The following is a 12,471-nucleotide window of genomic DNA, read 5'->3' as shown; positions in this document are numbered from 1 at the left end:
TTTTAATTACGAGGCTTTTATGCTTTTTTTAATGTTTTTTACAAAATTTTTGAACTAACACGCTTCCACACCTTAATTAAAAACAATCCTGAAACTAGCGCTACAACTGTTAATACAAATGCTAAATTATAATCTCCATAAATATAATAACCTGTTGCAAACATGCAACTGTATATTAGTACACAGCCTAAAACCATAGCTAATAGACCAGAAGGAACACTCCAAACATAATTATTATTTTTTAAGCTTATACCTTGCTCTTCTGCTTCAAAAACAACTTTTTTCCAACCTGGACCACCTGGTTGTATTTTTTTATAAAACTGCTGAAGTACTTCTTTACTTTCAGGTTGTGTTGCATAGGTAGCAATAAGCCAAATTATAGTAGTAATTACAACAACAAATGGGTATTGATAATACTCTGCAAAAACACCAGAATCCACTCCAAAAAGGTATACACCTATTGGTGTTAATTTTAATAGAATTGAAATAATACCAGATGCAAACATTGCTGTTATTTCACTCCAAGCATTAATTCTCCACCAAAACCAACGCAAAATAAAAATTAAACCTGTTCCGGCTCCAAACATTAATAAAACTTCGAAAAGTTGTAATGCATTTTGAAGTAATAATGCTAATAAGGCACTTAAAACCATAAGTACAACTGTAGAAACTCTACCAATAAATACAAGTTTTTTTTCTGAAGCATTTGGGTTTATTTGTTGCTTGTAAAAATCGTATACCATGTATGATGATCCCCAATTTAATTGTGTAGAAATTGTAGACATATAAGCAGCAACTAACGATGTTAATACTAAACCTAAAAGACCACTTGGTAATTTTGTTAACATGGCTGAGTAAGCTAAATCATGACCTAATTTACTTTCTGTAATATTTGGAAAAGCCTCTTGAATACTTGCCAAGTCTGGAAATACAACTATAGATGCTAATGCAACTAAAATCCATGGCCAAGGACGCAATGCGTAGTGCATTATATTAAAGAAAAAAGTTGCACCAATGGCATGATTTTCATCTTTTGCAGCGAGCATTCGTTGTGCAATATATCCTCCTCCTCCAGGTTCTGCACCTGGATACCACGAACTCCACCATTGCACTGCTAACGGAATTATAAAAAGTGTTATTAATGCATTTGTATTATTAAAATCTGGTAAAATAGAAAGCTTTTTAGAAACATTTTCATTACTTAATAGAGCATCTAACCCACCTACCTCAGGTATGTTTATTAAATAATATGCTGCTCCAATAGCTCCACCCATAGCAACAAAAAATAAAATAAAATCTGTATATACAACGCCTCTAAAACCTCCTAAAGCACTAAATAAAACGGTTATTAATCCTGCACTAATAACAGTTTCCCATGGTTCAAGACCTAACATTATACCTCCAATTTTAATGGCTGCTAACGTAACCGAAGACATTATTATTACATTAAAAATAACACCTAAATAAACGGCTCTAAATTTTCTTAAAAATTGGGCTGGCTTACCTCCGTATCTAAATTCATAAAATTCTATATCTGTTTTCACGTTAGATTTTCGCCATAATTTAGCATATACAAATACGGTTAATAATCCAGTAATTAAGAAAGCCCACCAAACCCAATTTCCAGAAACACCATTAGTCCTAACAATATCTGTAACTAAATTAGGTGTGTCTGTAGAAAAAGTTGTGGCAACCATAGAAACACCTAACAACCACCATGGCATTGTTCTACCTGAAAGAAAAAACTCTGAAGAATTTTTACTAGATTTTTTTGAAACATATATTCCTATGGATAATGTTATTACAAAAAATACTATTATTAAAGCATAGTCTAATGTGCTTAATGATACCATATTTCAATTATTTGGTTAATTATATAAAATCTATTTTTTAAAATTTTATAGTTTGGTTAGCCCAATGTATTGAAATTTTATGAAACGATTTAAAATAGTTTTAAATTAAAATAGTTACACCTAAAATTTAATTTTGAAGTACTAAAAATGGAATTTTAATATTTAACTCTAAATTTTCAATCTTAGAATTTTTTAGCATATTCTCTAAATAAGACTGCCTATGGTTTATCATAACTAATAAATCTATATTTTTTGTTTCTATTGTTTTTTCTATTATTTTTACAACATCTATTTCTGGTAACTGAAAAAAATCAACAAAATTATCTTTAAAACAATAGCTTAAAAAAGCTTTATTATCTTCTTGCCTATAAGACATCTTTTTAAGTGTAGAGACATATAAAAAATGAATTTTACACACATAATTTTTAGCAATGTTACTTACTAACTTAAAAGCTCTTTTATTAAAAGGAATGTTATAATCTGTAGGAAATAAAATATGTTTTGGGTGCATATCCTTATAACTTAAAGGCACAGATAGTATAGGGCAATTAGCATATTTAATTATATTAATTGTATTACTGCCAAACGCATTATTTACATTATTTGTTTTTCCTTTTGTTCCAATAACTACTAAGTCTGCCTCCTCTTTTTTAATAAGGTCATTTACAGATTCTACAATACTATTAAAAATAGAAATACTTTTATAATTATGTCTCGGGTTAGGAGATTTTTCTAGCATTTGTGTTATAATTTTCTGTAATTTACTATCTGCTTCTTGTTTAATTTTATCTCGATACTTTTCAAAATAATCTCTAGAAAGCTCTTCAGTATTGTTATAAACTTCAGTAGCATAGGCATGAACAATGGTAAAATCGCATTTTTCGTATTTCATTAATTCTAAGGCATAATAAATTGCATTTTTAGAGGTCTCAGAAAAATCTGTAGGAATAATTATTTTAATCATTTTCTTTAAATATTAAATGGTTACATCTTAAAATTAAAACAGAAATACCTTAAAAAAGATGATTTATATCATGTTTAAAAAAAATATATAGCGCTAATTTTGAGATTGTTAAAAAGCTATTTATTATGAAAAACCTTAAAGTAGTTCTTGTTTTTTGTCTTCTTTTAAATTGTAAAACAGATTATAAAAAAGAAATTAAAGATTATAACATTGATCCTGTTCAAGAAAAGATTATAGACGCTTCTAAAGCTGAAGAAAAAGATTTAATAAATAATAAATCTATTGCCATAGAAATAAAACAAAAAAAACTAATTAATAAAAAAGACGAAAGAATTGATCTTGAAACTTTAATTAAAGAAAAAACTTTTTTTAAGGAAAAAGAAAACTATACTATAAATTTTACTTATCCAGAGCTAAATGAAAAATTAAATCCTAAGTACGAGAATTTTAACAATTATATTAAAGATTTTTATTTAAACATTTCTGGAACCGAAGCCTCTATTTTAGAAAAAAAACAAAAATGCGATAGTATTACTTTAAAAAACTTTAAAGAAAGCAGACTAATAAATTATAAAATATATAGTGTAAATAACAATTTGGTAAGTGTAGTTTTTTACAAAGAAAACTTTTATTCTGGAACATTACATCCTAGTTTTAGTTTTAACTGTATGAATTTTGATTTAAATCGAGGTGTTTTTATGACTTATAAAGATTTCTTTTTAAACGATAGTGAAACAGATTTTACAAACATTTTAAATCGCGAAATATTTAGTAAAATAAACAAAGGAGAATTGTATTATGATTGTTGGGAACTCTCCTTAGACAACTTTTTAAATCATAAAAACAATTTTGTTTTAAATGAAACCTATGTAGAGTATTATTTCGATGATTGTGTAATGTGCCCATCTTACACAGGAAGTTATTCGGTAAAAATACCATTAGTAAAATTACTATCGGTTTTAAAGAAACATGAGTTTAATCCATTAGAATTTTAAATATTATTCACTAAATAAAAAAATTATGATAAAAAATTTAGATACTAAAGAGTGTGAGTTCATTTTAAACAGAAATTACGTTGGCTACTTAGCATATAACTATTTAAATAAGCCTTATGTACTACCTATAACCTATTTTTATAATAAAGAACAACATAATATAATTTGTTATTCTGCAAAAGGTCATAAAATTGATGCGTTAAGAAAAAATAACGCTGTTTCTATGTGCGTTACAACCATATCTGCAATAAACGATTGGAAATCTATTATGGTACATGGTAAATACAAAGAGCAATCTGGTAGTGGTGCACTTGCTTTACTACACCAGTTTTCACTTGGTGTAAAAGATTTAATAAATAAAAATGAAAATAAAAGTTTAGATTATATTAATCAGTTTTCTAGTAAAATATCGTCTGAAGATTTACCAATAATTTACACAATAGAAATTGAAGATATTACCGGTAAAATGAGAATATTATAATTTTTTACAAAAACACGAACTCTATAGCAGTTCCAAAAGTTATAAGTTTTTCTCGTAAACCTTCCACCGCATTATGTGTGGTGAACTCGAAAATAATTTTATTATTAGATGCATCTTCTATTAAATTAGAAATACCTTGAGTATTAATAAGACACTCTCTAATAGAAATATAATACTCTGTACTTTTAGTAATTACAGCAGCTTTCATTTAATTTATAATTTTCATTTTGGTAAAACTAAAAATATAATAAGTCTTGTAATATGACTTTTATCATCTTAATAAAAAAAAAGCAAACTTACCTTTGGAGTATATTAATACAAACACTAAAACAATGAAAAAAATATTAGTTCCCGTAGATTTCTCAGAATATTCAGAAAATGCATTAAAAGTTGCTGCAACAATAGCTAAAAAACAGCATGCAGAAATTGTAGCTGTACATATGCTAGGTCTTAGTGATGCTGTAATTACAAAAGAAGACGACTCCATGGAAGGTATGTTTTTTGTACAATTAACAAAAAAACGTTTTGCCGAGTTTTTAGATAAAGATTATTTAGATGGTATCACTATTCATCAAACTGTTAAAAACTATAAAGTTTTTAGTGAAATAGACGATGTCGCTAAAGAATACGAAGCAGACCTTATTGTAATGGGCTCTCATGGAAGTAGTGGTTTAACCGAGGTATTTGTTGGATCTAACACAGAAAAAGTAGTCCGTACAGCTTCGGCACCTGTATTAGTTATTAAAGAAAAAAGCGATTTTAATATTAAAAGAGCAGTGTTTGCAAGCGATTATAGGTTAGAAAGCCTTGAGGTTTTTAATAAAACTACTAATTTATTTAAAAAATTAGGGATAGAAGTAAAATTACTTTTTGTTAATCTTCCTGGAGAATATTATCTAAGCACAAACGAAATAGAGCAACGTATAACTAATTTTTTAGTGCACCTACATAAAGATGATAATATTTTACCCGAAGATATTGCAATCTATTCAGACTACTCTGTAGAAAAAGGTGTTTTTAATTATGCAAAAAGAGTAAAAGCAGATATTATTGGAATTCCAACTCATGGAAGAAAAGGACTAGCACATTTTTTCTCTGGTAGTATAAGTGAAGATATTGTAAACCACTCTAAACTTCCTGTATTAACCGTTAAAATATAAAATAAATAGTTTTAAAATTTTAAAAGCCTTCTATTAAACGATAGAGGGCTTTTTTATCTTCTATTTTAATGCGTTTTCCATCAGTAGCAATTAAATTTTCTTTTTTAAATGAAGATAGCGTTCTTATACATGCTTCTTTTGCCGTACCAACAATATTAGCAATATCCTCTCGTGTAAGCGTTATAGAAATATATCCTTCGTTATCTTTACCAAAATTATCCTCAAGATATTTAATAGTTTCGGCAACACGTTGTCTAACCGTTTTTTGTGCCATATTAACTATTATATTATCTGCAAACTTTAAATCGCTGGCAATATGCACTAATACAGCTTTTGTAAATTCTACATTGTTATTTAAACTCTCTTGAAGATGTTGTTTGGGTATATAACAAACTTCCATATCATTTAATGCAACAGCACTTAAATTAGTCGATTCGTCTGAAATTACAGAACGTTGTCCCAAAACCTCTCCTTTTGTAGCAATTTTTACAATTTGGTCTTTACCATTGTTACTCATTTTAGACAATTTAGAGACACCACTTCGTACACAAAAAACGCCGTTAAGCTTCTCTCCTTCTGCAAATAAAGTTTCTCCTTTTTTTACAATTTTTGAAACTTTACTATCCGAAATTCGCTTTAATTCTTCCTTTTTTAAAGCTTTAAACGAGTTTAATTCTCTAATTATACAATTCTCACAACGACCATGCATTCTTTCTAATTTTTCTACTGCTAAAGATACGTAAATCTATTCACGATATATAATAAATACCTCTATAAATCTAAGTAAAAAATGACAAATGTCATTTTTTAGGGTTTACTATTTAAAGACCTTTGTATTAGGTATAACAATACTAATTAATAGAGATTAATTGGTGTGAGCAAATAATATAATTATGGAAAATTGTTTCCATTGTGGAGATGAGTGCAAAACAGTAATCAATCATCACAATAAATCTTTTTGTTGTAACGGTTGTAAAACTGTTTTCGATATTTTAAATGATAACGATTTATCTTATTATTATGATATAGAACAGTCTCCAGGTACTACTCCATTTTTTAAAGAAGGAAAATTTGATTTTCTTGAAAATAAAGAAATTACCTCTAAACTTTTAGAGTTTAACGAGCAAGGTACACAAGTAGTTTCATTATTAATTCCAACAATACATTGTAGTTCTTGTATATGGGTTTTAGAAAACCTCAACAAACTTAATCCAGCAATAAAAACGGCACAAGTAAATTTTCCTAAAAAAACGGTAAGGATTACTTTTTCTTCTGAAGAAATTACACTTAAAAACTTAGTTGTATTATTATCTAAATTAGGTTACGAACCATACATTTCTCTAGATGATGCAACTAAAAAAAGTAAAAAAACCGATAGAAGTTTAATTTATAAACTAGGTGTTGCTGGTTTTGCTTTTGGCAACATTATGTTTCTTTCCTTTCCAGAATATTTCGAGGTTAACGAATTTTGGTTAGATAAATTTAAACCTGTCTTTAGGTGGTTAATGTTTGCATTTGCCTTACCAGTTGCATTATATTCAGGTCAAGATTATTTTATTTCTGCTTACAAAGGATTACGTTCTAAAATATTAAATATCGATGTACCAATAGCCATTGGTATTTCTGTTTTATTTATAAGATCTACAATAGAAATTATTTTCGACTATGGAACAGGTTTTTTTGACAGTATGTCGGGCTTGGTATTTTTTCTATTACTAGGCAAATTTTTTCAGCAAAAAACCTACGCATTTTTATCTTTCGAGCGCGACTACAAATCTTATTTCCCAATTGCAGTAACACGACTAATAAAAAATAATCTTACAATTAATGAAGAACAAGCTCAAGTTTACGAGCTTAAAAAAGGAGATAGAATACTTATTAGAAATGAAGAACTGCTTCCTGTAGATGCAATATTAATAAAAGGAAATGCTTTAATAGATTATAGTTTTGTTACTGGCGAAGCAGAACCTATTACAAAAACATCTGGAGAACACTTATTTGCGGGAGGAAGACAACAAGCTGGATCTATTGAAGTAGAAGTTTTAAAACCTGTAGAGCAAAGCTATCTTACACAACTTTGGTCTAACGAGATTTTTAGTAAAAATAAGCAAAGTCATTTTCAATCTTTAACAGATGGTATTAGTAAGCGTTTTACATTAAGCCTTTTATTTATAGCATTTATAGCAACTTTTGTATGGCTATTTATAGACTCATATATTGCTTTAAATGTGTTTACATCGGTTTTAATTGTAGCATGTCCTTGCGCGATTGCTTTAGCTGCTCCTTTTACATTAGGTAATTTGTTACGCATTTTTGGACGTAATAAACTCTACATTAAAAACAGTGCGGTTATAGAGCAGTTAGCGCATATAGACACTGTTGTTTTTGATAAAACAGGAACGCTTACTACAAATACTAAAAATACAATAACTTATAAAGGTATTTCTCTTACCGAAGAAGAAGAGACATTACTTACAAGTACGCTTAGAGCATCAAACCATCCATTAAGCAGATCTCTATATGCTATTTTAGATAAAAATAATATTCAACCTTTAGATACTTTTAAAGAAGATATAGGACAAGGTATTACCGGTAAAATTAACAATCAAGAGATTAAAGTGGGTTCCTTTGGTTATGTTGAGAACAAAAATGAAATTTCACAATCTAAAGCACAACAACGTACAGCTATTCATATTAGCAATAACAATAAATATAAAGGATGTTATGTGTTTTATAATGAATACAGAGATGGTGTTAAGGAAGTATTTAACACACTTAAAAAAAATTATAATCTAGTAATTCTTTCAGGCGATAATGATGGCGAAAAAGAACATCTTAAAAAATTATTGCCAAAAAACACAACATTATTATTTAATCAGAAACCAGAAGACAAATTAAACTACATAAAACAGCAGCAACAAAACGGAAAAAACGTATTAATGCTAGGAGATGGACTTAACGATGCAGGAGCTTTAGCTCAAAGTAATGTTGGCTTTTCAATTTCAGAAAACGTAAACATTTTTTCTCCAGCTTGCGATGGTATTTTAGATGCTTCAAAATTTAAAGATATACCAAATTTTTTATCGCTTTCAAACCAAGGTATTACAATTATTAAATACGCTTTTATTTTTTCTTTAATCTATAATTTAATTGGATTAGGTTTTGCTATCACAGGTCATTTAAAACCTGTTGTGGCAGCCATTTTAATGCCTTTAAGTTCTATAAGTATTGTTGTTTTCACAACATTAGCTACCTATTACATTGGAAAAAAACTACTGCCTAAAAAAATTAATCTTAATTAACTAAAACTATTTAAAATAAACTTTGAAACATGATAATTGTCATCTTTTTTAAACCTCAACAGCGCTAATTTTACAAAATAATTCAGGTAAGGTATGAGTATTATTTATATGCTTTTAGCAATTAGTGTTTTAGTAGCATTAATATTTTTTACAGTCTTTATAGTATCTGTAAAAAGTGGACAGTATGACGACATGTATACACCTTCTGTAAGAATGCTTTTTGAGGATGAAATCGTTAAAGAGAAAAACAAAAAAACAAAGTCTAAAGACAACATAAAACCAATTATATATAAAGAATAACTAAAGTAACTATGGAATTACAAAAATTTTATTACGATAATAAAATCGTTAGCAAATTCATTATCGCTACACTCGTTTGGGGAATTGTAGGCATGTCAGTAGGTTTATTACTTGCTTTTATGTTCTTGTTTCCTAACCTTACAGATGGTATTTCTTGGCTAAGCTTTGGACGTTTACGTCCATTACATACAAACGCAGTAATTTTTGCCTTTGTTGGTAATGCTATTTTTGCTGGTGTCTACTACTCTACTCAACGTTTGTTAAAAGCACGTATGTGGAAAGACTGGTTAAGTAATCTTAATTTTTGGGGATGGCAAGCCATTATTGTTGGTGCTGCTATTACATTACCTTTAGGTTACACTACGTCTAAAGAATATGCCGAATTAGAGTGGCCTTTTGATATTGCTATTGCATTAATATGGGTTGTATTTGGTGCTAATTTAATTGGTACTATTCTTAAAAGAAGACAACGTCATTTATACGTTGCTATCTGGTTTTATTTAGCAACATTTGTAACTGTTGCTGTTTTGCATATTGTAAATAGTATGGAAATAGCTGTAAGTGCATTTAAAAGCTACTCTGCTTATGCAGGTGTTCAAGATGCATTAGTACAATGGTGGTACGGGCATAATGCAGTGGCGTTTTTTTTAACAACACCTTTTTTAGGTTTAATGTATTACTATGTACCTAAAGCTGCTAATAGACCTGTCTATTCTTATAGGCTATCTATTGTACATTTTTGGTCTTTAATCTTTATTTACATTTGGGCTGGACCACACCATTTATTATACTCTGCTCTTCCAGATTGGGCACAAAACTTAGGTGTAGCTTTTTCAGTTATGTTAATTGCTCCTTCTTGGGGAGGTATGATTAATGGGTTATTAACCTTACGTGGTGCTTGGGATAAAGTACGTACAGATCCTGTTCTTAAATTTATGGTTGTGGCTATTACTGGATATGGCATGGCAACATTTGAAGGCCCGATGTTATCATTAAAAAATGTAAATGCTATAGCACACTTTAGCGATTGGATTATTGCACACGTTCACGTTGGTGCATTAGCATGGAATGGTTTCTTAACCTTTGGTATGATTTATTGGATGGTACCAAAATTATTTAAAACAAAACTATGGTCGCTTAAGTTAGCCAACGTACATTTTTGGATAGGTACTTTAGGTATTATTTTATATGCTTTACCATTATATGTTGCAGGTTTTGTACAAGCATCTATGTGGAAACAGTTTAATCCAGATGGTACATTAACTTATGGAAACTTTTTAGAAACTGTAACGCAAATTATGCCAATGTACTGGATGCGTGCCATTGGAGGCACTTTATTTATTACAGGAGCTCTAATTGGAGTATATAATGTTATTATGACAGCGCGTTCTGGTGTAAAAGTAACAGATGAGTTTGCAGAATCTGCTCCATTACAAAAAGTAACTAAAAAACGCACAAATAAAGAAGGTTACCATACATGGTTAGAAAGACGCCCAGTTAAATTAACTATTTATGCTACAATAGCAATTTTAATTGGTGGAGCGGTACAAATTGTTCCATCATTAATTGTCGATGATTATATACCTGTTATATCAAGTGTTAAGCCTTATTCTCCACTCGAACTTGAAGGTAGAGATATATACATTAGAGAAGGCTGTGTAGGCTGTCATTCACAAATGGTAAGACCTTTTAGAAGTGAAGTTGAGCGTTATGGAGAATACTCTAAAGCAGGAGAATATGTTTACGATCATCCATTTCTTTGGGGAAGTAAACGTACCGGTCCAGATTTACTACGTGTTGGTGGAAAATATAGTGATAATTGGCATTTAAATCACTTTTACGACCCTCAAAGCACCTCATCAGGTTCAATTATGCCATCATACAAATGGTTAATTAAAAACAAGCTTGATAAAAGTTTAACAGAAGCAAAAATGGAAGCTATGGTAACTTTAGGTGTACCATATACCAAAGAAGATATTTCTAAAGCTCAAAAATGGATGACAGAACAAGGTACCCAAATTGAAAAAAACCTTTATAGTGATCCAGATTTCGCAAAAACTTATGAGGCAGATAAAAAATATGCAAAGGAAAATGGAGAAGATTTTGTAGAAATGCGCAATCGTGAAGTTGTCGCTGTGATAGCATATTTACAACGTTTAGGAACAGATATTAAAATTAAAAACGCAAACGAAACTGCACTAAATCAATAATAGCCATGTTTAAATTTGTAAAAGGAAATTTAGAACAAATAGATGGAGTAGAAATATATCCTATTATATCACTTTTAATATTCTTCATCTTTTTCGCAGGATTATTTCTGTGGGTTTTTACAGCTAAAAAATCGCATATAGAAACGGTTAGTAATATTCCGCTTCAAGACGACACCATTAATACTAATAACGACGATTAAATATGAAAACTACAGCATCATTATTAAGACTATTACTCTTTTTTGTTTTAGCCATAATTTTAATTGAATGGGTTTATAACACTGGAGAAGAATGGGCAATGCTTACTCAACCTGTATTTTGGGCCATTATTGGAACAGCAATGTTATTTGCCATCGCCTTTGAAATATGTATAGAAGCTTTAAAAACCGTATTATTTAAAACGCTTACAGAAGAGCAAAAAGCAACTTACCTATCTCAACAAGCTATTAAAAGAAAAAATCAATTTAAATGGATTAGAGAAACTTATAAAAAATCTTTAGGTACAAAAAGAATTGAAGAAGAACATGAAATAATTTTAGATCATGACTACGATGGTATTAAAGAATTAGATAACAATTTACCACCATGGTGGGTTTATATGTTTTATGCTACAATAATATTTGCTGCAATATATTGGGTGCGTTTTGAAATTGTAAACGATTACAACCAAAAAGAAGAATACGATTTAGCAGTTGCTGAAGCTAAAATTGTAATTGAAGAATGGAAAAAAACTGCAAAAGATTTAGTCGATGTTAATACAGTAACTATTTTAACAGATCCTTCAGATATTAAAGCAGGACAAAACATTTTTACAGCCAACTGTGTAGCTTGCCATAAAGCCGATGGTGGTGGCGGTATTGGACCAAATTTAACAGACGATTACTGGATTTTAGGTGGTGGTATTAAAAACGTATTCCATACAATATCTGAAGGTGGTCGTGCTGGAAAAGGTATGATTTCGTGGAAAACAGATCTTAAACCAGCAGAAATGGCACAGGTAGCTAGTTACGTTTTAAGTTTACATGGTACTACACCTGCAGAGCCAAAAGATCCGGAAGGAGAAATTTGGATAGATCCAAATGCTCCAGTAGAAGAAGTAAAAGTAGAAATTATAGACAGCACAAATACCGAGGTAAAAATACTTATAGAAAATCAACCAGTTACAGATGATGTAATAAAAAATTAAAAACGAAAAATCTAGTAAAA

General features: G+C 29.6%; 12 protein-coding genes. 8 read left to right on the top strand and 4 right to left on the bottom strand.

Going from position 1 to position 12,471, the window contains the following annotated elements; all coding sequences use genetic code 11:
- Positions 1–38: 38 nt before the first annotated feature.
- Both CLV86_RS00295 and CLV86_RS00290 read right to left on the bottom strand, forming a co-directional pair.
- A complete protein-coding gene (locus CLV86_RS00295) occupies positions 39–1,853 on the bottom strand; it encodes a sodium:solute symporter family protein (RefSeq protein ID WP_121048267.1) in 1,815 nt (604 codons plus the stop codon).
- 127 nt (positions 1,854–1,980) lie between these two features.
- Positions 1,981–2,817 carry a universal stress protein gene (locus tag CLV86_RS00290; RefSeq protein ID WP_121048264.1) on the bottom strand — a complete coding sequence of 279 codons (837 nt, stop codon included), beginning with the start codon at positions 2,815–2,817 and terminating at the stop codon, positions 1,981–1,983.
- 125 nt (positions 2,818–2,942) lie between these two features.
- On the opposite strand from CLV86_RS00290, the gene CLV86_RS00285 reads away from it, so the two are divergent.
- Both CLV86_RS00285 and CLV86_RS00280 read left to right on the top strand, forming a co-directional pair.
- Positions 2,943–3,812, top strand: a complete 870-nt coding sequence (locus CLV86_RS00285; protein WP_121048261.1) for a DUF3298 domain-containing protein — start codon at positions 2,943–2,945, stop codon at positions 3,810–3,812.
- Positions 3,813–3,837: 25 nt separating this feature from the next.
- On the top strand, positions 3,838–4,293 hold the full coding sequence (locus tag CLV86_RS00280) for a pyridoxamine 5'-phosphate oxidase family protein (protein WP_076733405.1): 456 nt from the start codon (positions 3,838–3,840) through the stop codon (positions 4,291–4,293).
- Between the two features lie 4 nt (positions 4,294–4,297).
- Here the strand turns inward: CLV86_RS00280 and CLV86_RS00275 are convergent, their stop codons facing one another.
- Entirely contained in the window at positions 4,298–4,501 is a 204-nt protein-coding gene (locus CLV86_RS00275) for a hypothetical protein (RefSeq protein WP_121048258.1), read from the bottom strand.
- Between the two features lie 124 nt (positions 4,502–4,625).
- Between CLV86_RS00275 and CLV86_RS00270 the strand changes: the two genes are divergently transcribed.
- Complete coding sequence (locus CLV86_RS00270; RefSeq protein ID WP_121048254.1) at positions 4,626–5,453, top strand: universal stress protein; 828 nt, start codon at positions 4,626–4,628, stop codon at positions 5,451–5,453.
- 19 nt (positions 5,454–5,472) lie between these two features.
- Here the strand turns inward: CLV86_RS00270 and CLV86_RS00265 are convergent, their stop codons facing one another.
- Entirely contained in the window at positions 5,473–6,162 is a 690-nt protein-coding gene (locus CLV86_RS00265; RefSeq protein WP_121048251.1) for a Crp/Fnr family transcriptional regulator, read from the bottom strand.
- A 184-nt stretch (positions 6,163–6,346) separates the two neighbouring features.
- Here CLV86_RS00265 and CLV86_RS00260 point away from each other — a divergent pair, with 184 nt between their 5' ends.
- The 5 genes from CLV86_RS00260 to CLV86_RS00240 all read left to right on the top strand — a co-directional run bounded on the left by CLV86_RS00260 (position 6,347) and on the right by CLV86_RS00240 (position 12,451).
- Positions 6,347–8,755: a heavy metal translocating P-type ATPase gene (locus CLV86_RS00260; protein ID WP_121048248.1), complete on the top strand. Its 2,409-nt coding sequence runs from the start codon at positions 6,347–6,349 to the stop codon at positions 8,753–8,755.
- A 93-nt stretch (positions 8,756–8,848) separates the two neighbouring features.
- Positions 8,849–9,055 (top strand): cbb3-type cytochrome oxidase assembly protein CcoS, encoded by a 207-nt coding sequence (ccoS, locus tag CLV86_RS00255; protein ID WP_076733410.1) that lies wholly within the window; start codon positions 8,849–8,851, stop codon positions 9,053–9,055.
- A gap of 11 nt (positions 9,056–9,066) precedes the next feature.
- On the top strand, positions 9,067–11,265 hold the full coding sequence (ccoN, locus tag CLV86_RS00250) for a cytochrome-c oxidase, cbb3-type subunit I (protein ID WP_121048245.1): 2,199 nt from the start codon (positions 9,067–9,069) through the stop codon (positions 11,263–11,265).
- Positions 11,266–11,270: 5 nt separating this feature from the next.
- Positions 11,271–11,465 carry a cbb3-type cytochrome c oxidase subunit 3 gene (locus CLV86_RS00245; RefSeq protein WP_076733412.1) on the top strand — a complete coding sequence of 65 codons (195 nt, stop codon included), beginning with the start codon at positions 11,271–11,273 and terminating at the stop codon, positions 11,463–11,465.
- 2 nt (positions 11,466–11,467) lie between these two features.
- A complete protein-coding gene (locus CLV86_RS00240; protein WP_121048242.1) occupies positions 11,468–12,451 on the top strand; it encodes a cbb3-type cytochrome c oxidase N-terminal domain-containing protein in 984 nt (327 codons plus the stop codon).
- Positions 12,452–12,471: the final 20 nt, after the last annotated feature.

The sequence above is a fragment of the Lacinutrix venerupis genome (assembly GCF_003663945.1).
Classification (GTDB): domain Bacteria; phylum Bacteroidota; class Bacteroidia; order Flavobacteriales; family Flavobacteriaceae; genus Lacinutrix; species Lacinutrix venerupis.
The sequence above is the reverse complement of the archived record's forward strand: the minus strand, read 5'-3'. Positions and strand labels throughout refer to the sequence as shown.